The 22,985-nt window shown below is 59.3% G+C and carries 18 protein-coding genes and 1 pseudogene; 8 read left to right on the top strand and 11 right to left on the bottom strand.

The features are described 5' to 3' along the window. Positions 1-12: 12 nt before the first annotated feature. Positions 13-1,749: a fumarate reductase/succinate dehydrogenase flavoprotein subunit gene (locus tag AC3D25_RS19230; protein WP_488890045.1), complete on the bottom strand. Its 1,737-nt coding sequence runs from the start codon at positions 1,747-1,749 to the stop codon at positions 13-15. 171 nt (positions 1,750-1,920) lie between these two features. Then, positions 1,921-2,697: a GntR family transcriptional regulator gene (locus AC3D25_RS19225; protein ID WP_488890044.1), complete on the bottom strand. Its 777-nt coding sequence runs from the start codon at positions 2,695-2,697 to the stop codon at positions 1,921-1,923. Between the two features lie 245 nt (positions 2,698-2,942). On the opposite strand from AC3D25_RS19225, the gene AC3D25_RS19220 reads away from it, so the two are divergent. Continuing rightward, positions 2,943-3,203, top strand: coding sequence for a hypothetical protein (locus tag AC3D25_RS19220; protein ID WP_488890043.1), 261 nt, complete (start codon positions 2,943-2,945; stop codon positions 3,201-3,203). A 41-nt stretch (positions 3,204-3,244) separates the two neighbouring features. Here AC3D25_RS19220 and AC3D25_RS19215 read toward each other — a convergent pair. After that, positions 3,245-4,470, bottom strand: a pseudogene (locus AC3D25_RS19215) (acyl-CoA dehydrogenase family protein). Between the two features lie 427 nt (positions 4,471-4,897). Between AC3D25_RS19215 and AC3D25_RS19210 the strand changes: the two are divergent. Then, complete coding sequence (locus AC3D25_RS19210) at positions 4,898-5,854, top strand: sulfonate ABC transporter substrate-binding protein (RefSeq protein ID WP_488890042.1); 957 nt, start codon at positions 4,898-4,900, stop codon at positions 5,852-5,854. Positions 5,855-6,007: 153 nt separating this feature from the next. On the opposite strand, the gene AC3D25_RS19205 is transcribed toward AC3D25_RS19210, so the two are convergent. The 8 genes from AC3D25_RS19205 to imuA form a co-directional block, all read right to left on the bottom strand. Then, on the bottom strand, positions 6,008-6,133 hold the full coding sequence (locus tag AC3D25_RS19205) for a hypothetical protein (protein ID WP_488890041.1): 126 nt from the start codon (positions 6,131-6,133) through the stop codon (positions 6,008-6,010). Between the two features lie 264 nt (positions 6,134-6,397). Further along, entirely contained in the window at positions 6,398-7,591 is a 1,194-nt protein-coding gene (locus tag AC3D25_RS19200; RefSeq protein ID WP_488890470.1) for a sugar transporter, read from the bottom strand. Positions 7,592-7,744: 153 nt separating this feature from the next. Continuing rightward, entirely contained in the window at positions 7,745-9,130 is a 1,386-nt protein-coding gene (locus tag AC3D25_RS19195; RefSeq protein WP_488890040.1) for a glycosyl hydrolase, read from the bottom strand. A gap of 1,000 nt (positions 9,131-10,130) precedes the next feature. Beyond that, on the bottom strand, positions 10,131-10,409 hold the full coding sequence (locus AC3D25_RS19190; RefSeq protein ID WP_488890039.1) for a hypothetical protein: 279 nt from the start codon (positions 10,407-10,409) through the stop codon (positions 10,131-10,133). Positions 10,410-11,608: 1,199 nt separating this feature from the next. Beyond that, a complete protein-coding gene (locus tag AC3D25_RS19185) occupies positions 11,609-12,373 on the bottom strand; it encodes a YoaK family protein (RefSeq protein WP_488890038.1) in 765 nt (254 codons plus the stop codon). Positions 12,374-12,565: 192 nt separating this feature from the next. Then, a complete protein-coding gene (locus AC3D25_RS19180) occupies positions 12,566-15,715 on the bottom strand; it encodes an error-prone DNA polymerase (protein ID WP_488890037.1) in 3,150 nt (1,049 codons plus the stop codon). A 6-nt stretch (positions 15,716-15,721) separates the two neighbouring features. After that, on the bottom strand, positions 15,722-17,197 hold the full coding sequence (locus AC3D25_RS19175; RefSeq protein ID WP_488890036.1) for a Y-family DNA polymerase: 1,476 nt from the start codon (positions 17,195-17,197) through the stop codon (positions 15,722-15,724). After that, on the bottom strand, positions 17,127-17,834 hold the full coding sequence (gene imuA, locus AC3D25_RS19170) for a translesion DNA synthesis-associated protein ImuA (RefSeq protein ID WP_488890469.1): 708 nt from the start codon (positions 17,832-17,834) through the stop codon (positions 17,127-17,129). Before imuA ends, AC3D25_RS19175 begins: the two co-directional genes overlap by 71 nt. Positions 17,835-18,297: 463 nt before the next feature. Here imuA and AC3D25_RS19165 point away from each other — a divergent pair, with 463 nt between their 5' ends. From AC3D25_RS19165 to AC3D25_RS19140, 6 genes are all read left to right on the top strand, one after another. After that, entirely contained in the window at positions 18,298-18,642 is a 345-nt protein-coding gene (locus AC3D25_RS19165) for a hypothetical protein (RefSeq protein ID WP_488890035.1), read from the top strand. 45 nt (positions 18,643-18,687) lie between these two features. Beyond that, a complete protein-coding gene (locus tag AC3D25_RS19160) occupies positions 18,688-19,647 on the top strand; it encodes an SOS response-associated peptidase family protein (RefSeq protein ID WP_488890034.1) in 960 nt (319 codons plus the stop codon). A gap of 192 nt (positions 19,648-19,839) precedes the next feature. Beyond that, on the top strand, positions 19,840-20,001 hold the full coding sequence (locus AC3D25_RS19155) for a hypothetical protein (RefSeq protein ID WP_488890033.1): 162 nt from the start codon (positions 19,840-19,842) through the stop codon (positions 19,999-20,001). A 51-nt stretch (positions 20,002-20,052) separates the two neighbouring features. Then, entirely contained in the window at positions 20,053-21,135 is a 1,083-nt protein-coding gene (locus AC3D25_RS19150) for an ABC transporter ATP-binding protein (RefSeq protein ID WP_488890032.1), read from the top strand. Beyond that, a complete protein-coding gene (locus tag AC3D25_RS19145) occupies positions 21,125-22,051 on the top strand; it encodes a carbohydrate ABC transporter permease (RefSeq protein ID WP_488890031.1) in 927 nt (308 codons plus the stop codon). The genes AC3D25_RS19150 and AC3D25_RS19145 overlap by 11 nt, the downstream gene beginning before the upstream one ends. After that, positions 22,048-22,938, top strand: coding sequence for a carbohydrate ABC transporter permease (locus AC3D25_RS19140; RefSeq protein ID WP_488890030.1), 891 nt, complete (start codon positions 22,048-22,050; stop codon positions 22,936-22,938). The genes AC3D25_RS19145 and AC3D25_RS19140 overlap by 4 nt, the downstream gene beginning before the upstream one ends. The last annotated feature ends 47 nt before the right edge of the window (positions 22,939-22,985 follow it).

Below are 22,985 nucleotides of genomic sequence, written 5' to 3'. Positions count from 1 at the left end.
GTTGTACGTCTCCTATACGGCGACCGGCTGAGCGGTGCGGGCAAGGCGCAGCCGGGAATACGCGCCGCGCTCGGTTTCATCGACGGGAACCACGTAGGGCTCGACAGCTTTCTTCGACGAAGTCATGCGGCCCGATGCATCCTTTTTCAGATGCGTATGGCAGAACCATTCCTCGTCGTTGCGCTCGGGAAAATCAACGCGATGGTGATACAGACCCCAGCGGCTCTCCGTGCGATACAGCGACGCACGTGCGGCCATTTCCGCGCAGTCGAGAATGGCCGCGACTTCGGCGGCGCGCATGAGTTCGTGCGGATCGGCGGCGCGGAGTTGACCGATGTCCTCGCGAATCTCCTCAAAGCGTTGCAGGCCAATTTCCATGCGGCGCGTGACTTTAGGCGGCTGCAGATAATCATTGACGAAGCGGCGCAGCTTGTATTCGACCTGAGCGGGCGGCAGGCCGCGTTCGCGCGCGAAGGGTGCGAAGATCCGTTGGCGTTCACTTTCGACTTGAGCGGCATCGAGCGCGGGCATGTCGCGGCCCGCGACATGGGACGCGGCATCCTCACCCGCGAACCAGCCGTAGGTGAACGCGCCGAGCATATAGTTGTGCGGCACGGCGGCCATGTCGCCTGCCGCGTACAGTCCCGACACCGACGTGCGCGCGCGTTCGTCCACCCAGACGCCGGATGCGCTATGTCCGCTGCATAGGCCGATTTCGGAGATGTGCATCTCGATCATGCGCGTGCGGTAGTCGTTGCCGCGCCGTGCGTGAAAGCGTCCGCGACTCGGCCGCTCGTTCGTATGCAGAATGGTTTCGATCGTCTGAATGGTTTCTTCCGCCAGGTGATCGAGCTTGAGGAACACGGGACCGTTGCCGCTCTGGAGTTCCTGATAGAACTCCCACATCATCTGGCCGCTCCAGTAATCGCATTCGATAAAGCGCTCGCCCTTACCGTTGGCCGTATAGCCGCCGAGAGGGCCGGTCACGTACGCGCAAGCCGGACCGTTGTAGTCCTTGATGAGCGGATTGATCTGAAAGCATTCGAGGTTCGCGAGTTCCGCCCCGGCGTGATACGCCATCGCGTAGCCATCGCCGGCGTTGGTCGGGTTTTCGTAGGTGCCCATCAGGTAACCCGATGCAGGCAGGCCCAGACGGCCGGCCGCGCCGCAGCAGAGAATGACTGCTTTAGCGCGGATCACGTAGAAATCGGCCGTGCGGCAATCGAAGCCCATCACCCCGGCGATCTCACCATTCGCGCCCGTCAGGAGCCGCGTCGCGACGACGCGGTTGGTGATCTCGACGCGCGTGCGCTTCAATTGGCGATACAGCACTTTTTTCACATCGTGACCTTCGGGCATCGGCAGGACATACGCGCCCATGTGATGCACTTTGCGGACCGCGTAGTCGCCGGTGGGATCCTTTTCGAACTTCACACCCCAGCGGTCAAGCTCCTCGATCGTCTTGAAGCTGTGTTTCGCATACGCGTAGACGGTGGCCTGATTGACGATGCCGTCGTTCGCCACGGTGATCTCCTTCACGTATTGCTCAGGCGTCGCGTGGCCGGGAATGATCGCGTTGTTCAGACCGTCCATGCCCATGGAGATGGCGCCGCTGCGTTTGACGTGCGCCTTGTCGATCAGCAGCACCCGCAGGCTCGCGTCGCGCTGCTTCGCCTTGATCGCCGCCATCGGGCCGGCGGTGCCGCCGCCGACCACGACGATGTCGTATTCGAGTTCGTGTGTTTGCATGGACGTGGGGTCGCAACGTCGCTCGGGACAATCAACTTGTTCCGTCGACGCAGCTTGTTATAACAAGTTAGGACCAGATTGTAGAAGCGGGCGGACGCGACGTGAATCAATCGTTTGTGCTTTGCTTGTGCGCCTGGCGAATATGGGCGCACAAGTGCGTGCGAAGCGGATTCAGGCGCGGCGGCGAGCGTTGCCCGGGGCGTGTGCGCGGTCGATCCGCAAGCGGTACTGGAATGTATCGCCGCGAAAGTACAGATATTCGAAGTCGATCGGCTGGCCGTCCGCGTCGTGCGTAAGGCGCTCGATACGCAGCAGCGGCGCACCGCTCTCGATGCCCAATGCGCGCGCGATGCGAGGCGGGGCGGCGACTGCGTCGATGGCGAGATCGGCGCTGCCGAGCGGCAGGGCGCAGTCGTTTTCGAGAATCAAAAAGATCTCTCGTGTGACCAGATCTGCACGCTCGATCTGGCGTCCGAGCGACTCGGGCAAATAGGTCACTTCATACGAAACAGGCGAACGGTTGAGAAGGCGCACGCGCTGAATTTCGGCGACAGGCGCCCGCGCCGGCAACGCAAGGCGCGTAGAGACATCGGTGGGCGCGGGGATGAAGCGGAACTGCGCGACGCGGTTGATGATTTCATGTCCGCTGCGTGACATCGCCTCCGCGAAGCCCTGTAAGGAAGTGACATTCTGAAAGGCTTTGGGTTGAGAGACGAACGAGCCCTTGCCATGCACCTTGAAGATCAACCCTTCCTTCTGAAGATCGTTGAGCGCCTGACGGATGGTGATGCGGCTTACGTCGAACATCGTCTGGAATTCGCTTTCCGACGGCATGCGGCTATGCGGCGGATAGCGGCCATCGAGAATTCCTGCGCGAAGAGTGTCCTTGATCTGCGTGTAAAGCGGAATGTGCGAATCGGCGGAGACGGTCGGGCGACGTGTCGTCATGAAAATGAACAGGCGAGGTAGGGCAGCGCGACCGCGCGCTGAATGCAAAAACGCAACGATTATAGCCGTGGGTATCGGCGTGACCGGTTTCCCTGCGAGCGTGGATTTGCTATGCCGGGCGCGGGACACGCTACAACGCGTAGCAGCGGAAAGCGAATGGATCGCAGAAAAGCTTGTTTGTGTCGAGGTCAGGAGCGGCCTAGATTGTCTCCATACATCGATCCATCCGCTAAAGGGAATGCGTCATGCTCTCTACCCTGACCCAACATTGGCACGGTTTCTTCGACCACATTGCGCGCGCACGCGAACGCCGTTTTCTGCTCGCCGCGAAGCGTGCGATGGGCGCCTGCTCATGCGAGGCGAGAGCCAGCGCCGATTCCAGCAAGACCAGGGCGACTCGGTCTGAGACGCTGAAACACATCGCGCTATACGCCCAGGCGGGTTACTTCAGCATGGGCTATCCCGTGGAAGTGTTTCAAGCGCCGGTCGATGGGTCGTCGGATTGAGGCGCCTGCTGCAGGATTTATAGAACAGGTCGTGGGTAAGCTCAGCCTTTGCCCACCCGATACGACGCCGGCGGCACCGAGCCGTTCACCACGTATGCGCCCACTTGCCGTTCCCGATACACACGCGGGTTGTGTGACGAGATGGTGCGCGCGTTTCGCCAGTAGCGGTCGAGTCCGGCCGTGCGCAGCGTCGCCGATGCACCGAGTGCATCGAACAGATCGGTGCTCGCATCCAGCACCAGCCGCGTGATGACCGAGACCGACTGATCCACTTCGACATGCGCGAGCGCGTTAGCTTGGTCGCGTTGCGCGTCGCTCGTCCGGGTATCGAGATGCGTTTCGTAGCTTTGTTGAAGGGCTTTTGCCGCTTGTAGCGCAATTGCGCGCGCCGCGTATGCCGCGCCATGCACGCGTCCGACCACCTGCAGAATCTGCGGATCATCGGCGACGCGCGCAGCGTTGCCGTGGCTATAGACGCGATCGCGCTGCTGAACGCGGCGCGCGACATCGTCGGCGAGCGCGCGGCCGATGCCCGCCAGCGACGCCAGATGAACAAGCTGATAGAAGGGCACCGCATAGGGAAAGCGCGCGGCCGTGGGCCGAACCCATTCGGGTTCGACCGCTGCGTTTTCGAACACCGCCGTGCCGCTTGCGGTGAGCGCCTGACCGAAACCGTCCCAGTCGTCTACGACGTCCACGCCCGGCGCGTGACGCGGCACTTGGAGGAAGACGGTCTCGTCGCCGTCCTGGGCGGCAACCGCTATCCAGTCCGCGAACAGCGAGCCGGTGGTATAGAACTTCCTGCCGTTGAGCCTTAAGCCTTGCGGCGTGCGGGTGAGTTCCGTGGCGAAGGTGCCGACCTTGGCCGGGCCGGCCTCCGAAAGTCCCGCTCCAATCAACGCGCCGTCCGCGAGCAAGCCGAGCCAATACGTCTGCCATTCCTTCTCATGCGCGGTCAGAACGTCCTCGACGAAACCCAGATGCGCGCGTATCGCGTTCACCACGTTGGTATCGGCGGCGCCTAGTTCGATCAACAATCCGAACAACTCCGTCAAGGTCGCGCCCGCTCCGCCGTGGTCGCGTGCAGACGCAGACGCGTAAAACCGGCTTCCCGAAGCCACGCGATTTCCTCATGCGGCAGACGATGCTCAAGATCGCGTTCAACGGCGCTGGCACGAATACGCTCGAATATCGGACGAAACCTGGCGGCCAGTTCCTCATATCGTTCGGTAGGCGGCGCGCCCCATGCCGCAAGTGGATGGTCGATGCTTCGCGCATCGGCTGTCGGCGCAATGATTGCTTGAGTCAAGGTAGTCCTATCTTTCGGTGAAAAATTTAAAAGCAGTCTCTGGCGGGTGCGCGTATCCCATCTCTCCGGGAACGCGAGTTCTCTATTTTCACGGTCCGGCGGCATGCGCTCAAAAGCTTATTGCTCACATCGTTATGAATAGTCCGGTCGAATGGATATTGGTGGTCCCGTATTTACGGAGCGTTTGCTTTTAACGGGAACAGAAACATTTTCGAATCTGCAACGCTGCAGGATCGAACATGCAGTCGTTCGCAATTCCGCTGCTTTGCTTAGCGCAAGACGTCATTTAGCCAAACTCGCGCGATGGGATAGCATGGTTCGCCCGGGCCGTCGGGCAAACGCCCGCACACGCGCACTCTTCAAAACACTTACCTCGGATATCACCATGAATCACACGACGTCGAGACGCCGTCGGACTTTGCTCGCCGCTATTCCTGCCGCGCTGGCCGGCTTCGCGCTGCCGTCGTGGGCGAAATACGAGGATGGGCAGTTTCGCATCGGCTATCAGAAAGCGGCCAGCACCCTTGTGCTGCTCAAGGCAAACGGAACGCTCGATAAACGGCTCGCGCCGCTCGGTCTGAAGGTCACATGGACCGAGTTTCCCGCCGGACCGCAGTTGCTTGAAGGTCTGAATGTCGGCGCGATCGACTTCGGTTATGTTGGTGAAGCGCCGCCGGTGTTCGCGCAGGCAGCCGGAGCGGACTTCGTCTACACCGCGTATGAAGTGCCGACGCCGCGCGCCGAAGGCGTAGTGGTCGCGAAGGATTCGCCGATCAAAACGGTAGCGGACCTGAAGGGCAAGAAGGTCGCGTTCAACAAGGGCTCGGACGTACACTGGTTTATCGTGGCACTGTTGCGCAAGCATGGTCTCGACTACGGCGACATTCAGCCGACTTTCCTCGCCCCCGCCGATGCGCGCGCCGCGCTCGAACGTCAGGCGATCGATGCGTGGGCGATCTGGGACCCGTTCCTGTCGGCGGCGCAATCGCAGGGCAATGCGCGTTTGCTGGCGGACGCGCAAGGCGTCGCGAGCCACCATCAGTTCTTTCTCAGCCAGCGTGAATTCGCAAAAAAGCGCGCGGATGTCATCGGCATCACGATGGAAGAACTCGGCAAGCAAGGGCAATGGGTGCGGCAGAACGTCGGCGCGGCCGCCGCGCAACTTTCGCCGATCCAAAGTCTCGACGCCGCCACCATTCAGGCCGGGCTGCAGCATTACGAACATGTCTACAAGCCGATCGATGCCGGCGTGCTCGCCGAGCAGCAACGCATCGCGGATACCTTCTTCGAACTGAAGCTGATTCCACGCAAGATCGCGACCAAGGAAGCGGTGCTGGGTTAACAGAGGGAGGGCGACTGGTAGCGCGTATTTCCAGCATATTGACGCCGCCTGCGCACGGGTATTGCAGCGCCGATGCGGGGACGTCAATTCAAGGGAAACGATGGACGCGATGGCACCGGGCGAGCGTCGCTCGGTGCCATCGGTTGCGGACGATCAGGGTTGGCGCTGTCCGCCCTGATGCTGCGGCGGCTGTTGATTCTGTTGCTGCTGACCTTGCTGGTTGCTGCCTTGCTTAGGATTGACTGGCTGGCTATTCGGTTGCTGCGGATTGTTGCTCACGATTGCCTCCGGTAGTGAAAGTGCGATGCGCGATTGCGGCGCGGAGCCGCTCTATACCGTGAGCAATGACCGTTCCCGTCTCGGTTCATCTTGCGTCGTTGATCGCAGTAATGCGCTCACGAGCCGTCACCATTTCCAACGAGATTCAGTCAGCAATCCGCACGGTCGAACTATTTCGAGCGGGTAGTTCGCGGCCGTTTTCGGCATGTGCGAAACATGGATACGTCGCCTGTTGCTGATCTGGGAACTCTCCGTCCTCGCTGCTTACGAAGTCGTTCTTTTCCCTGAACGACGCGCGATGGCGAGGGACATCCAGCATACCGCCGCGCTAATAGCACCGACGACGCCACCAAAAGATCCGATCCACGGAAGTCCGAAGTCGTGCGCGATGTGATTGCCGAGGAGCGCGCCCGCTCCAATGCCGACGTTATAAAGTCCAGAAAAGAGCGCGACGGCAAGATCGGTTGCATCGGGCGCGAGCTCCAGTACCTGAGCCTGCATGGCCAGACCGAACGAGATGATGAGCCCACCCCACACCAGAATGTGAAGCGACAACGTGCCTATGGTCAACGCGAAGGGAAAAAGCAGCAGGAGGCAGGCTGCCAGCGATGCAACCGTAATGAGCAGAAATCGGCGCGGTTGCGGTGGGTAAAAGCGGCCGAAACAGATCGCTGCTGGCATGCCGGCCACACCGAACAGCACCAGCAGATAAGTGATACGGCCGTTGCTCGCGTGGTTCACGAGATGCGCAAAGGGTTCGAGGTACGTGTAGACGGAAAAATGAGCCGTCACGGTAAGCACCGTCACCGCATAGAGAACCATCAGCATCGGCGTTTTCAACAGCTTCGGCAGACTTCGCAACGACCCCGCACGCTCGCTCGGCAGAACGGGAAGCGTCACCCACAAGGCGGCCATTACGACTAAAGCCGCGCACGCGATGATCTGAAACGTCGTGCGCCATCCCAATGCTTCGCCGATCACCCGGCCAATCGGGATGCCCGCCACCATTGCAATCGATGTTCCGATTGAGAGGAAACCCAGCGCGCGGCTTTTGTCGCCAGGGGGAACGAGACGCACGACCATTGCGACAGAAACGGACCAGAAGATCGCGTGTGCAAACGCGATGCCGATCCGTCCCAGCATCAGTATCGTGAAGTTCGGCGCGACGCCCGTGATGACGTGACTGACGATGAAGATCGCGAGGACTTGCATCAGCAGCTTGCGCCTCTCGACGTTGCGTACGAGCAGCATCAACGGCATGGAAGCGAGAGCGACGGTCCACGCATAGATGGTCAGCATCAAGCCGACGTTAGTCGGCTCCATGTCGAGGCTATCGCCGATTGCGGTGAGCAGGCCGACCGGAACGAACTCGGTCGTATTGAAGACGAACGCCGAAAGTGTCAGCGCCATCACGCCCCACCAGGGCCGCTTGAAGTAAGAGAAGTCGGTTGTTGCCATCTTTAGATCGAGTGGCGCGCTGACAGCACGGATGATGTCAGTGAGCGCGGGACGGGTTATCGCACCGCGCTCATCTTCATCGCGGTTATCTGAAGCGTTGGCTTGCAAACGCGATTGTAGAACCGTTCGATCTTTGGGTACCCGGGTTTCTGATCAGATAGGATTTTCGGCAATGTACTTTTTGTACGCTGCATAAGCCGGCAGCTTGGTAACGCCGTCGGCCTGAATCAGCCCATAGGCCTTGTCGATGATGCAGTACATCTGGATCGACTCAATGTTGTAGCGATCCTTGATCGACGTGTACTGCGTCAACGCGCGGGTCAGATAAAGCGCCGCCGATTCCGGTGTATCCGCCGCGCCGGACCAGCCGAATTCCGTGATCCAGATGGGCTTGCCGAACGAGTCCTGCAAAATCTGCAGGACGTCGATGTTCGCTTTTGGACCCGCTGCCTGAATGTTGTAGTAACTCTTGTACCAATGGCACGACGTGAAGTCCCAGCGCAGCGACGCCGCGCCCGATTTGCCAGTCAGCGTGCCGTCCGGCGTGACCCCGTCCCACAACATCTGCAGTGCGCGATACGCAAGCGGAATGCCTATATTGACGCCGCACTGGATGGTCGGATCCACGGCCTTGACGCCATCGATCATCCCGCGCTGCACGCCGCGATAAGACGGCCACAGCGCCGGGCTCCAGTCGGTGCCGAGACTGCCGTTACCGGCGATCTTGAGGCCGACCGAATCGAGTTCGTTGCCGCATTCGATGTGCGTCACGAGACCCTTCAACACGGCGGCGCAGCTTGCGCCCAGGTTGTATCCGAGCGCATAAGCCTCGGCTTCGGAGCTCGTCGGTTCCCAGTGCGCCGAGCGCGGGTTGAGAACCGGCATGATCGCGACGCCGCTGTTTTTGAACTCTCCGCGGAGTGCGTCCGCGAGCACCTGCGACATGCCCGCGCCGGCGACATCGCAGCGATAGTTCGTCACGCCAAGATCCTTGAGCAATGCGAGCTGCGTGGCGACGGGCGTTGTCTTGTAGATGCCGCTGTTGTACGCCATGTGGCCGTTCAAGCCATAGAAAAGCTTTTGCGTCGGCTTCGCTTGAATCGTCTTGCGCGGATCGGCGCATTTTGTCCAGACGCCCGAATCCCAACGATAGAACTGGCTGTTCGTGCCGGCGTGATAGATATTGCCGCCCAGCCACAGCAGCAGCGTCACGCTGTGCGTGTTGCCGGCTTTGACCGCGTCAAGGTAAATGACGCCGCTTACCACGGTCCAGCGGCCGCCCGCCGAATCGATCAAGAACGCCGCGGGCGGAATCGCGCTGCCGTCATCGGACGCGCGGGCGGTTGCTTTCGCGGTCGCGGATAGTGCGCTGCCGCTCGCGTCCGGATCGGACCCGCCGCCGCACGCGCCGAGCGCGACAGAACCGACGCCGGCAACCAGTGCGCCAAGAAAATGGCGACGCGGCGCTGTTTCATTTTCCGAATTCCGGTTGGGTTTCGGTACAAAATGCTTGATAAGAAAACGTTTGCTTACATTCATGGGTAGTTAGTACTGTTTTTACACGATGAATCGAGTATATCCAGATACTTTCTACCGGCTTACAGAAGCGTAACGAAATGTTAAAAGTAAGCAATATTTTCTGATGCCTTATGGTATGTAGAAAACTAATTACCGTTTTTAGTGTTGTTTGCCGGAGGTTTTTTCGTCGTCCAGGGAACAATTACCTTTCATGGAAACCCCACGGTGGATAGGTCTATGTGTGCGCGAGCATGCGCGTTGAAGAGACTCGTCCAAGCCTGCGTTGGCGGGTCGAAGAGGATTCGGCGATACATCGTGCGCATTGCTCGCGAGATCAAAAGATCGGAGAGGCGCGAAAAATCGAGCCGAAGCTTCAGCGCTAGACCAACAGAAAAAAGCCCCGCCCGGAATGATCCGGAGCGGGGCGTAAGGTCTTCGTCTACTGCTGGCAACATCGAAAGGAAAATACGATACATCTACGACTCTACGGCACTGCTTTACTGCTAGTACTGGATTACGGCACTGCTTACATCGATCGAACAATTTCCGTTCCCAACGAGAAACTGGATACATCTAATGCAGGTGCTGCTAGGCTACTTCGAGACTCACTGCATCCGGTAAAAGGGTTAGGTAAGCCGGGTTGCTCAGTGAGTCTCGGTTCGCTCCTCCAGGCGCGTTCTTCTGCACCACGGAAACCAGTTTAGCGTCGAGTGCGTCGGCGCAATCGAGCGAGATGAACGGAAAGCCACGCTTTGTTCGAGCCGTAGATTCGAGCGCGAAAGCCTAAAGATTCATCGGTTGCCCGGTGGGCATGGCGTCGCGGGCCCTGTTTCGTGAAAAGCGAAAACTACCTGGATAGTCCGCGTTTCGCCTTTTGGCGGAGACCGGCTGCACGTCTGCGGATTCCGGCTCGCCGAATACGGATCGACGCTACGACGTCGACCGTATCGTGCAAATGGAGCAAGCGACCATCCTTCGCGTCGGCCAAATCGCGATCGAGGGAATGTTCGATAGGGAGCGGCTAGGAGGTGAGCAACGTGTACGCTTGGTCGAGAAGCGCGGCGGCCGCCAAAAACTCTTTTCTTCCTGCCATCAGTAGGGCAGCTTGCGCCGTGCTCTTGAAAAGCTCGTCGTTCGACGTATGGACCGTGCTGACAAGCCGGGCGCTGCTCGCTTGCAAGCGGAAGAAGGCCAATCGCTGGAACCCGTCCATCCGGGTTTCCGCAGGGCCGCCGCGTGCGAGCAGCTCAGCCGCTGCGGTCAGTTGACCCACCGCATCGTCGAATTCATCGCGGTCCATTGTGCTTTCTCCGAAAATCTCGAAACGGGAAGGTCTCAGGTCGCGAGCAGCCAGTCTATGCCGGGCCGTGGCGGCGCATCGGTTGAGCAAAGCACGCGCCATTACACGTCGCCCCCCAACTACCTGTGCGTCAAACACGGTGGCCGCGTAACGCTCAAGGCGCCCTCCCGGAGGGGCCGTCGCGTGGGACCATGCATTTGGACTCGGCGCGCCGTCACGATGCCTCGCCGGAGGGCTAAACCTCGGGCGGCGGCGAATAGAAAACCGAAAGCACTTCGGCGAGGTGCCACAACGCGCAGGGTCGGCGGCAGTATCCATCAAACCCACGGTGTTGCAGACTCCCGACGCTCTCCTCGTGCGCGGCCCCGCACATCGCGATCAACAGTCTTGACCGGTTCTCCGGGGCGTCGTGGAGGCTCTTGATGAAAGGTGGGGGATCTGCTCGCTCCAACCGGGTGTCAAATAAAACGACCTGCGGTTCCCACGCTCGAATGATAGTGGCCGTTGTAGGCATGTCGCACCCGTACATTGCAGCGAGGCCTTTGACGCCAAACAGGAGCACAAAGGACTCACCGACCGACCTGTCGGGATGAGCGACCACGACGCGGCGGAGGTTGCGGGTGATTGGCAATCGCTTCGGACTCCAGATGCCGTACGCATTTACTGCCGGCTCAAATTGGCGGCTTGTCATGCTCTCTCCAACTTGTTCGTCATGAGACTGGGTGGAAAATTTGCGTCGTCGAATCGTCCGCAATCTAACAAGTTACCCCGAACTAATTAGCCTTGCCGGTGGCAGCCTGCGTTGCAGACGCTGAATTGTGAGGTGCGATGCAAAACGCTATACGTCACACGGATTTGCAAACAGCGGTGACGTGATCAACAAAATCGCGAAACCCTCACGACTCAAGCGCGCGTCTTGCTGGCCGCAGTGCGAACTTGCGCCGCCCGCGAGAATCGCGGACGTACACTGGTTATCCCTTATTTGTCTGTGGGATGAATGCATTTTTGTACGACTCAAAAGATGCGAGCGTATCGCCGCGCCAAGTGGATGACATTCCCGCAGCTTTGAGCAGTATTGGAACGCCCCGAGCTACCTTTCAACCGAAGAAAACCGGCTTGATGGTCGCGAGGCAACCGATTGCAGGATGACATTGAGCGTACAGCGATCCGGCAATCATTTCCATCGAACGCCGAGACGTTTATTTCCGTCCCCGGCGTCGACGGGCGGCCGAGATGTCGTCCGCGATCGGCACGAGGGCGAACACGAACAACAACGAGGCGATTGGAACCGTCGCCACGTATCCCAGATGTTTAAAGGTAATCGCGCCGAAGAAGCCGCCGATCACAAACATGGTCAGAAGCGAGGATAAAAGCACAAGTCGCGAGTGACTTGCGCGAACGAATCGCGCGTCTCCTGGTTGAATGCCTCGGTTCCAATAGAGGGCCCTGCCTAACTCGATACCGATATCGGTGACGAGACCTGTTACGTGAGTCGTTCGAATTTCGGAATTGGAGATTTTCGTGATCATCGCGTTCTGCAAGCCCATGACAAAGCAGAGCAGCGCAACCGTGACCGGTATAAATCCGAACTGATGATGGACGAGGCTGGTTCCAAGGCCACCGAACAGCAGCAGAAGTATCGCCTCCACGAGCAGCGGAACCGCGTACATGCTTTGCGAATATCGTAGACGGCCCCAGTTTATGAGGATGGTCGACGTGACAGCTCCGACTGCAAAAGAGAATACGGCCGCAATAGCGGCAAGTACCAGTTTGCCCTCACCAAGCACCACATTATCGGCGACTGAGGATACGAGCCCAGACATGTGCGATGTATATTGGCCGACTGCAAGAAAGCCACCGGCGTTGGCCGCGCCAGCAACAAACGCGAGCGCGCAGCCGAGTTGACGGTTTGTGGCTTCTGTCCGCAGAGGAGAAGTCAGTCCTCGAAGGAAGTTTAGTGGCATGTAGATAGCTTGCTTGCGGTGGTCGGTGAAGACGGCATACTCAAGATTACCCTTTCAAAGTACCGTGGTTGACAGCATCGATGGCGCGCGTATGGCGTTCCCGTGGAACTGCCGGCTTTAACGTATCGCCGCTCCAGATACTTGACGCACGTCGGCTACGACTGCTGAATCGCAGGGTTTGTGTATCACCTGCTAATGAAAATCCCGGCTCACCGATTGCAAACCACCGAGTAGATGTGACATATCTACGAGATACTGCGCCACCAGGTGCCGAACCTCGCCTTCGCATTGCCAGGTGCCGTAGACGGCCAGCAAAGAAGCGCCCAATGCTTCACGACGTTGCTTCTCCAACAGCGAAGGCCACACGATGACGTTGACGTTACCGGTCTCGTCCTCCAGCGTCACGAACATCACACCCTTCGCAGTCCCGGGCCTCTGGCGAACAGTGACCAGACCACAGCCGCGCGCGAGCTTGCCGTTCCGGTAAGTGCGCAAGGTGGCCGCGGGCATGAGACGCGCCTCGAGTAGCTGCGGCCGCAACAACTCAAGCGGGTGACGACCCAGCGTCAGACCGGTCGCCTGATAATCGCCGACGATGTCTTCCGCCTCCGAAGGTGCGCCTAAAAGCGGCGTGATGTCCTCGACGCTCGCCTCCATGAGCATATCCTTGTCGGGGACCGCGGCAACGGACTGCCAGAGCGCTTCCCGGCGATTGCCTGCGAGTGAGCTGAGCGCGTTTGCCGCAGCCAGCACCTGAAGGTCGTGACGGTCCAGTTGCGCACGCCGGGCCAAATCATTGACGCTCGCGAATTGGCGCACGACGCGCGCCGTCTCGATACGTTCGGCCGCACCGTCACGCATTCCTTTGAGCAACGATAGCCCCAATCGCACGGCGGGCTTCTCTCTTCCGACACGACGTTCGAGCACGGAATCCCAACCGCTGACGGTCACGTCGGCCGGCAGGACGTGAACGCCATGGCGTTTTGCGTCTTGCACCAGTTGTGATGGGGAGTAAAAACCCATCGGTTGCGAATTGAGCATGGCGGCCAAGAAGGCTTCCGGCTCGTGACACTTCAGCCAACTGCTCGTGTAGACGAGCAGCGCGAAGCTTGCCGCGTGACTCTCCGGGAAACCGTATTCCCCGAACCCTTTTATCTGCTCAAAAATCGCCTCGGCAAACGCCTTTTCATAGCCGCGTTCGGTCATGCCGTTGACGATACGGTCATAGTACTTCTGCAATCCACCTTTGCGTTTCCAGGCCGCCATAGCCCTTCGAAGTTGGTCTGCTTCACCGGGTGTAAAACCAGCCGCAAGAATCGCAACTTGCATCACCTGCTCCTGGAAAATGGGTATGCCGAGCGTGCGTCCGAGCGCGACTTTCAAAGCATCGCTGGGATAGGTGACTGGCTCGAAGCCCTGACGTCGGCGCAAATAGGGATGCACGGCGCCACCTTGAATCGGTCCGGGCCGCACGATGGCCACTTCGATCACGAGGTCATAAAACGTTCGTGGCTGCAGGCGCGGCAGCATGCTCATCTGCGCGCGTGATTCGATTTGAAAGACGCCGACCGTATCGGCCTGGCAAATCATCTCGTAGGTCTCGGCATCTTCCGGCTTGATGTCTTGCATTTCGAATCGTTCGCCGCGCTGCTCGGAGACGATATCGAGTGTGCGGCGAATCGCGGACAACATGCCGAGCGCGAGCACGTCGATCTTCAAGAGGCCGAGCGCTTCGAGGTCGTCCTTGTCCCATTGAATAGCGCTGCGGTCCGCCATCGCCGCGTTTTCCACAGGGACTAAGCGTGTGAGCTTTCCTCTGCTAATGACGAAGCCGCCCGAATGCTGCGAAAGGTGTCGCGGAAAATTCAGGATTTGCCCGGCAAGCGATGCCCACGCGGCAATCAACTGATTCTCGGGGTCGAGCCCTGACTCTGCGAATCGCAGGAGCAGGTCCTCGGAATTATCGAACCACTGATGCGACTTCGCGACTCGGTCAACAATCTGCGGGTCCACACCAAGCGCCTTGCCCGTCTCCCGTAATGCGCCGCGCGGGCGATATGTCGACACAGCCGCAGCGATGGCCGCACGGTCGCGGCCATACTTGTTATAGATGTACTGGATAACCTCTTCGCGGCGTTGATGCTCGAAGTCGACGTCGATGTCGGGCGGCTCGCCTCGCTCCTTGCTGATGAAGCGCTCGAACAGCATGCTGCCGCGCGCGGGGTCGACTTCGGTCACGCCGAGGCAATAGCACACGGCCGAATTGGCCGCGGAACCTCGGCCTTGGCAGAGAATATGTTGGCTCCGCGCAAAGCGGACGATGTCGTACACCGTCAGGAAATAAGCTTCGTATTCGAGCTCCCGGATGAGCTGCAACTCGTGCTCGATCTGAGCTTGGACCGAATGCGGGATGCCCGCCGGAAATCGTCGATGCGCTCCGATGTATGTCTCCTGCCGCAGATACGCTTCGTGCGTAAAACCCGCAGGAACGAGTTCATCGGGATATTCGTATCGCAGCTCGTCAAGCGAGAAGTCGCACCGTTCGAGGACATTCAATGTCTCGGCAAGTGCGTGTTCCGGATAGAGGTTGGCAAGACGAAGCCGCGAGCGAAGGTGTTGCTCGGCATTCGGCGCCAACTCGTAGCCGCATTCCGCGACGGGCTTGCCGATGCGGATTGCGGTCATCGTGTCTTGCAGCGGCTTTCTTGAGCGCACGTGCATGACGACATGGCCGGTCGCAACAACCGGAACAAGATGCTTGGATGCGACGTGTTCGACGACGCCCCGATGTATGTCGTCGAGAGCCCGCTGGTGGAGTGTAAGTCCAACCCACGCGCGAGTCGGGAAGGTGGACTTCATCCATTCCAATTGCGACGCCAGCACTTCTTCTTTCGCCGGGAAATCTGGAACCAGGATAGCGAGGCAGTCGGGCATGCCGCGCAGATGTTTGTATGCCTTCTCGGGCCTTGCAATATCTTGAGGCGTGAGCAGGTAGCTGCCTTTTTGCGCTCGCATGCGGCCCAGTGTGATGAGCTCGGAAAGGTTGCCGTAGCCCTCGCGATTTTGCGCCAGCAGGATGAGACCGAACGCTGGCGATTTGTCCGCATGAACGAGCCTGAAGTACGACCCGATGATGAGCGGGAGCTTGTCTTCCTTTGCTTGCACATGTGCACGCACTACGCCTGCGAGCGAACACTCATCCGTGATAGCAAGGCCCGAGTATCCGAGTTGTGACGCGCGCGTCACCAGTTCCTCCCCGCGCGATGCCCCGTGCAGGAACGAAAAGTTGGAGAAGGCGAAAAGCTCCGCGTAGGCGGGCAGCATGGAAAACGTACGATCCACGGCGCATCATCCAAATAGGCCATGGAGAAACCAGCGCACCTCTTCAGCATTGGCGCTGGTCGGACGTTCGCGATAAATCCAGTAGCACGTCTTGTCGTTCGCTTCCGCGACGAAATAATCCCGGCTCGTCAGGCCGCCGTCGAACCAACCGCTTTCGATGCGTTCCCCAGTCGACACAAGCTTCAAAGGCGAACCGTAAAACGGGCGGTGATTCCGTATCATCAACTGCACGGGCACGTCCAGCAGCCACGTCGGACGCGGGAGGTCGGCTGGAGGCGCCTCGTTTTTGGCGGTGTCATGTATCGGGACCCAGCGGTTGGCCTGCTCGGGCCGATGGTCCGATGTCGGTGCTGCACGCAGAACATTTTCTGAACCGAGGCGTGCCACGAGCAATTCGAGCAGGCGGTTGTGGTCTTCGGCGGTGCCGCCAGGTTCCGGGAAGAGCGTGTCGGTTGGCGGTTCTGCGGCCTCAACCTTGGATGCCGTCAGTCGGATAGCGAGGACCGCAGCCTCAAGCTCGACGCGCCCCAGCCTTTCTTTGAGCAAACGCGTCAGGTGTTCTTCGTGCCAGGTCGGCTCCGCGAGCGCAATATCGATTTGCGTCGGCGCGATGGCCTCACGGCCGCGCTCGTGTTCGAGCAGGACCGTGGCGTGGGTCAGTGCAAGCTGTTGGGCGCTGAGCCAGCCACAAAGCTGGACGATGAGCCGCCGCGCGGAGAACAAGATGGCTTCCGCATGCTCGACACGGTCCGGCAACTCGACGCGTGCGCTGAAAGTGGGCGGCACTTCAAGCCAACCGTAAAGCTCAGGCGACAGACCGTAAGCGCGGTCCAGCGAATCCAGCAAATCCACACCGCACCTCTTTTTAAGCCCGGCGCGTGGAAGCCGCCGAATATCGTTTAATGCCTGACAACCCAAACCCTGAAACCACTCGGCAAAGCGTCGGACTTCGCGAACGGCGAGGAAGGGAAGGCCGTCGAGCGCGCGCTCCAGCGATGCCATTTTCAGCACGCGGCGCTTTTTATTGCTGCCACGCTTTGCAAGCAGCCATGCACCCTGGCCGGTCGGTGACACGCTGATACTCGCCGTGACACCAATGGCGGCAACGACATTCCGCATCAGATGACATATCCGGACGATGCCGCCAAAGAGGCGCAGACTCGCGCTCACGTCCACGACAATCGTTTCTTCTTCGCACACGGCGACCATCGGCGAGAAACGCATCAAGCTGAATGCCACCTCCCGCTGCGCATCGGTTTCGCGCACTTCATCACGCTCATAAATCGTTGCGTCGGCCGCGAGCGTGAGCACGCCGCCACGCTTCATGCCGAGCAGCACACCCGCATCGCGCGCTGTCGCGTCTGCAACAATGACCTTGTCCTTTTCAAGCACCACACATCCGTGTTCTGCCTTAGACGACCAGCGCGGGCGAAACACTTCCAGCGAAAGCCGGGACAGATGGATGGCGACGAAGACGGCCATGAGGGCTCAGTAAAACAGGAGAGGGTTGAAGGGTGATGGATAGTTGCTCGGCGCGTATGGGGCCTCTTCGCTTGACGACATCGATGACGATGCCGCCACCCGCTGCGCGAACCCCCAGTCTCAGCGTTGCGGGAGACGCGTCCGCCGCACTCGCTAGCGGCCGCACCATCACGAAAAGCGTCTCTGAGGACTGCGCCGCGAGATGCAGTCGTCTCAGGGATTCGGCGCGTACGTGCTGCATCCAAAGAATCACTGCGCCGCAGCTTCCTGTTCGCAAAGCCTGCTCCGTGGACCACAGCGCATCGGCGCTGCGCGTCGGCCGCAGGAGCAACAGCTTGTCCAGCGGCAGCCCGAGATACGCGAAGGCGAGGCCGTTGGGTACGAGCGGCGGTTGCACCAGCGCAATCGGTCGCGTGCTCACCGACTTCAGTGCTGGACGTAAGAGCCGAAGCTCGCCGACTCCCGCTTGCTGCACCAGCAGTTCGGTCAATGCGCCGAGCGGCCAACCCCCACCAGGCAACTCAGCCGACAGCGCCGCATAGCCTGAATCCACTGTCTTGCCGTGCGCCTGGGCGAGCTGAGACCCCCGCCACAAGGCGGGGTGAATGGACTCGACATCTTTCGGAAGGGCTGACATTGGTGTAGAAAACTGTATGGATGTACAGTACTTTACATCGTAAATCCTGGTTCGTGAATTGCCCCTTTTATTGATGAGCATGAAAAACGTGAATGGAAAAAAACTTGCTAAAGCGCCGCACCCAAGGCCGGAAATTGCCGATTTTGTCGCCAAATGCGCGCGACTTTTGGTGATGCGGCCATTGAGCACGCGGTCTCGTGCGGTAAAAGCAGGTGAGCCGAGATTTTTTGCGACCGAGAATGGTCGAACGGTTGGAACGAAGCCGAATGGCGGCTTCACCGATGGACCGTGGATGCAAGCGTGCGCGACCGCCCCTATTGCAAGGGATGCGACGGGTCCGGCGTCGGACGGCCACGCGCTGCAGCCAGCGTGGATGACCGGAAAAGCGCCAGACCGTTGAATCTCGCTTTGCCGTCCGCACCTGAAGTCCAACGGGCTTGAAACTGAACGAGCGGAACAGGATATGGACAAACCAGAAATCGATGATCTGTCGGGAGCGCGTGAACATCTGCTCTGTTATTTGGTCGCGACGGTTGCTGCTTCGCACTCGCTGACGCGCGAGTGGCGCATCGACCATCTCGTCGAGTGTTGTCGCGTTTGGCTGACGCGCAATCTTGTGCGAATGGATTGGCTCGAACGGGTGCAAATGGGCCAGCTCGCCCTCAAAATTGCCCGGCGTGACCTGAAGAGCGCAGGCATCGCGGTGCGTCAGTCGGACGTGCAGGCGCTCTTCACGGGCGACATGGGGCTGAATCATTCAAGTACCGTCGTGCAGAAAATGATGGTGCTATGCAAGTCGGCACTGTGAACAGCGGTGCTGCTGACCTCACATCAAGATTGACGGGAGTGACGCATGTGTTACTCGGCTCAAATTGAAGCGGACTACCGCAAGTACGTGAAGATGTTCGGCGCCCATATGGACATCCGGGAGTTCGCCCGGCTTTATTGGGAGCGAGCCGAGGGAAGCAAAGCCAAAATCCCGAAAGCGATGGACGATGCGTTCCGCGAACCGCAGTCGGATGACGAAAGACAAGTAAAAGAATTCATCGACCGCTTCAACGCCGACCAGACGACGAAGCTCGAGCAAGAGCTCTTCAAACAACGAACCCGTCTTGCCGATGCCGAGCGTACATTGCAGACTAAAACAACGAAGGCCGCTGCCGAGAGCAAGCGCATCGCGACCGATAAAATCGAGTCCTCGCTGCGACGGCTCGAAGACCTTGATCGGGTCGACCTTAAGCCGCGCGACTCGCGTATCTTCCCGGGCAACTACGCGCCCGTCCTCATTGTCGAGAATGGTGGGTACGTCATCAAGCCGATGCGTTATCAATGCCGCATTGCGGGCAAGCCGGCGAACTATGACTTCAAATATCCCGGGACGTATAACGCCCGGCGCGATAATCTCGAAGGATTCTGGAAGCCGTTATTCGGCCACTCGCATGGCCTGATGCTTGTCGATGTGTTCTACGAAAATGTCAGCAAAGCAAAAATGGAAGGGACGCTACTTGAGACTCACGAGCGCGACGAAAACGTCGTCTTGGAGTTTCGTCCGAGTAACGGTCAGCTGATGCTGGTAGCGTGTTTGTGGTCTCGATGGACCGCGCCCGGCGAGCCAGATTTGCTTTCATTTGCGGCAATTACCGATGAACCTCCGCCAGAGGTTGCAGCCGCAGGGCATGACCGGTGCATCATCCCAATCAAGCCTGAGAACATCGATGCGTGGCTGAATCCAAGTGCACCGGATTTGACGGCCATGTACGCGATTCTTGACGATAGAGACAGGCCGTACTACGAGCATAGGCTCGCTGCTTAGTTGCAGTGTTCGAAACGCATATGGTCGTTTATGCCAACGAGCGGATGTTACGGCTCGCAGACGTCCAGTCATTTTCTGAACTCTCCAGTCGCCGAAATCGCGCATCAATCGTCACTAGTCATCTGAATTAATTTCGACTAAGTCGCCACCACGATTTGGGATTTCGAATTCGTTCGAGATCGGGACAAACCCTTGGCGCAAGACGTTCGTGGCGCCCTGCCGTTCAGCGGCGCAACCCTTGCGCAGCTTGAGGTCTGGGGCGACGAGCCGATGCCTGATATCAAAAAAACAATACGTCGATACCAAAACAGAGATTGGACGTTCAAACATAACGCCTCTACTATTTTTTCATAATATCAAAGCATGTAAAAACAGCAGTCCCGAGACATAACAAAAGGAGGCACCGTGAAGGGCATTCAGCTCAGCGGCGTGACAAAACGTTATGGCGAGACGGAAGTGATTACCGGCCTCGACCTCAATATCCACGAAGGCGAGTTTCTTGTTTTCCTCGGCCCGTCCGGTTGCGGCAAGTCGACGCTGCTGCGGATGATCGCCGGACTCGAAGGCGTCAGCGGCGGGGACATCAGCATCGGCGGCCGCGCGGTCACCAATCTTCCGCCGGCCAAGCGCGATGTCGCGATGGTGTTTCAGCACTACGCGCTTTATCCCCACATGACGGTCTACGACAACATGGCGTTTGGCTTGCGCAATTCGCACGTCGCCGCCGATGAGATCGACCGGCGGATTGTCGAAGCTGCCCGTATGCTCGAACTCGATCCGCTGCTCAAGCGCCGTCCCGCGCAATTGTCGGGCGGACAACGGCAGCGCGTCGCGATCGGACGTGCGGTCGTCAAGGAACCGGAAGCATTTCTATTCGATGAACCGTTGTCGAATCTCGATGCATCGCTGCGTACGCGTACACGCGTGGAGTTGGCGCGCATCCACCGGCGCCTGAACGCGACGATGGTATTCGTCACGCACGATCAGATCGAAGCGATGACGCTGGCTACGCGTATCGTCGTGATGAATCGCGGTCGCATCGAGCAGATCGGTGAGCCGCTGGAAATTTATCGGCGCCCGGCCACACGCTTTGTGGCGGGCTTTATCGGCGCACCGGCAATGAACTTCATCGACGTCGAGCCGGCCGGCGAAAACAACGGCCGCTTACTCGTGCGTCTGCCCGTCGATAACGTGGTCCTTCCCACCACGCTCGCGAGCAACACGCTGCCCGCCGGCAAGCTGACGCTGGGCATTCGCGCCGAACATGTCGTGATCGATCAGTCAGGGCCGCTCTCCGGTCGCGCGGAATTTATCGAACGTCTCGGCGACCGTTCGCTTGCGCATCTAAGCCTTGCGAACAATCAGTTGATGGTGATCGAACTTCCGCGCGATTACGACATGCAGGCAGGGGACGTCGTGCGCATGAGCATCGACGCCGCCCATCTGCATCTTTTCGACGAAACCGGGAAAGCTCACCATGGCGACTGACCGGACGCTCGCGGTGGACATCCCGAAGGCGCGGCAGCGCCGTATCAAGGACTTCCGCGCGCCCTGGAAGAATGCGCTGTTCGTGCTGCCGTTCGTGGTCGTCTATGTGTTGCTGCTGGTCGTGCCGCTCGTCTATGGCTGGTGGCTGAGCCTGCAAAACGTCGATCTGCTAGGCGGCACGAGCGAGTTCATCGGCATCAAGAATTACGTGGATCTCGCGCTGGATCCGATCTTTCGAGGCGCCGTACGCAACACGTTCTATTTTGTTTTCATGACCGTCCCCATGTTCGTGGCGCTGGGCCTCGCGCTTGCGCTCGTGCTCAACCGGCCAGGGCGTTTTTGCGCCGCGCTAAGGGCGATTTTCTTTGGCTCGTCGGTGCTGTCCGTCACGATCGTCACGCTGGTTTGGAAACTGGTTCTGATGCCGGGCCACGGACTGCTCGCCGATGTCAGCCACTCGCTGCATGCGCCTGAATTCGTGCCGCTCGTGCATGAAGCGACTGCCTTGCCGATGGTGGCAATCGTCACCGTATGGTGGATCGTTGGATTGCCGATGATGCTGTTCCTCGCCGCGCTTCAACAGATCCCGCAGGAGTTGTATGAAGCGGCCGCACTCGACAATGCGACGCGCTGGCGCACCTTTGCGTCCATCACGCTGCCTTCGATCAAGCGCACGCTCGCGCTTGTCGCGGTGATCGAGGCGGTGTTTCAGTTCCAGTTGTTCGGGCAGGCGCAACTGCTCACCGACGGCGGTCCGAACAACGCCTCGCGACCGCTCGTGCAGTTCATATACGAAACCGGCTTCCGTCAATGGCTGTTCGGTTATTCGGCCGCCGCCGCGCAAGTGCTGTTCGTGCTGATGTTGATCGGCATCGCGGTACAGGCCTGGATTGTCCGCAAAAAGGATTCCGCATGAGCACGGCCGCCCTCAAACCTACCGCTCCGACACCTGTTCTGGAAGAGCGTCCGCGTGGCTCGCTTGCCGGCCGGGTAGGCGATCGCTTGATGCTGGCCGCGGTCGTCCTGCTCGCGCTGGTGTGGATCGCGCCGCTCGTGTGGGTCTTTGCTTTGTCGTTCAAACCGAATGCGTTCCTGGCGCAACACACCGACGTTCTGTTTTCTCCGCCATTCACGCTGCAAAACTACGCGAGCATCATCGGCACCTCCGCAGTGGGCGGATGGTTGATCAACAGCGTGATCGTCGCGCTGGGTCAGACCTTCCTCACGCTGGTGATCGCCTCGCTTGCGGGTTACGGCTTTGCGCGCACGGAGTTTCCCGGCAAGCGCTATCTGTACGTCGCGTGTCTTGCGGGACTCGCCGTGCCCGAGCAGGCGCTCGTGATCCCGCTGCACAGCATCTTCGCCACGCTCGACTGGCACAACACGTATGGCGCGCTGATCATGCCACGGCTCGCATCGCCATTCGGCGTGTTTCTGATGACGCAGTACTTCAAGGCAGTGCCGGTGGAGATAGAAGAAGCTGCGTTGCTCGACAATGCATCGCGTTTCAAGATTTTCTGGCGCATCGTACTGCCGTTGTCGGTCCCGGCGCAGGCCACGCTCGCAATTTTTACTTTCCTGAGCGCGTGGAACGACTACCTGTGGCCGCTTGTTTCCGCATCGAAGCCAGAGATGTACACGTTGACGATTGGCCTCGCCTCCACGCAGGGCAATTTCGCGCAGTCTGAAGGCATTGGATATCTGATGGCGCAAGCGGTGTTCGCGGGCTTGCCGATCTTCGTGCTGTATCTGTTTTTTCAGAAGTACATCGTCGCGGCTGTAGCGGGTACGACTGTGCGATGAGCCTTTCCAGCAGCAATCGATTCAATGTCCGAATTATAAAACCCGCA

Source organism: Caballeronia sp. SL1002 (assembly GCF_057814995.1).
The sequence above is the reverse complement of the archived record's forward strand: the minus strand, read 5'-3'. Positions and strand labels throughout refer to the sequence as shown.

Bases quoted from the DNA above. Each gene is read 5' to 3' on its own strand.
- AC3D25_RS19230 (WP_488890045.1), bottom strand. From the start codon at position 1,749: ATGCAAACACACGAACTCGAATACGACATCGTCGTGGTCGGCGGCGGC.
- AC3D25_RS19225 (WP_488890044.1), bottom strand. From the start codon at position 2,697: ATGACGACACGTCGCCCGACCGTCTCCGCCGATTCGCACATTCCGCTT.
- AC3D25_RS19220 (WP_488890043.1), top strand. From the start codon at position 2,943: ATGCTCTCTACCCTGACCCAACATTGGCACGGTTTCTTCGACCACATT.
- AC3D25_RS19210 (WP_488890042.1), top strand. From the start codon at position 4,898: ATGAATCACACGACGTCGAGACGCCGTCGGACTTTGCTCGCCGCTATT.
- AC3D25_RS19200 (WP_488890470.1), bottom strand. From the start codon at position 7,591: ATGGCAACAACCGACTTCTCTTACTTCAAGCGGCCCTGGTGGGGCGTG.
- AC3D25_RS19195 (WP_488890040.1), bottom strand. From the start codon at position 9,130: ATGAATGTAAGCAAACGTTTTCTTATCAAGCATTTTGTACCGAAACCC.
- AC3D25_RS19190 (WP_488890039.1), bottom strand. From the start codon at position 10,409: ATGGACCGCGATGAATTCGACGATGCGGTGGGTCAACTGACCGCAGCG.
- AC3D25_RS19185 (WP_488890038.1), bottom strand. From the start codon at position 12,373: ATGCCACTAAACTTCCTTCGAGGACTGACTTCTCCTCTGCGGACAGAA.
- AC3D25_RS19175 (WP_488890036.1), bottom strand. From the start codon at position 17,197: ATGGCCGTCTTCGTCGCCATCCATCTGTCCCGGCTTTCGCTGGAAGTG.
- imuA (WP_488890469.1), bottom strand. From the start codon at position 17,834: ATGTCAGCCCTTCCGAAAGATGTCGAGTCCATTCACCCCGCCTTGTGG.
- AC3D25_RS19165 (WP_488890035.1), top strand. From the start codon at position 18,298: ATGGACAAACCAGAAATCGATGATCTGTCGGGAGCGCGTGAACATCTG.
- AC3D25_RS19160 (WP_488890034.1), top strand. From the start codon at position 18,688: ATGTGTTACTCGGCTCAAATTGAAGCGGACTACCGCAAGTACGTGAAG.
- AC3D25_RS19145 (WP_488890031.1), top strand. From the start codon at position 21,125: ATGGCGACTGACCGGACGCTCGCGGTGGACATCCCGAAGGCGCGGCAG.
- AC3D25_RS19140 (WP_488890030.1), top strand. From the start codon at position 22,048: ATGAGCACGGCCGCCCTCAAACCTACCGCTCCGACACCTGTTCTGGAA.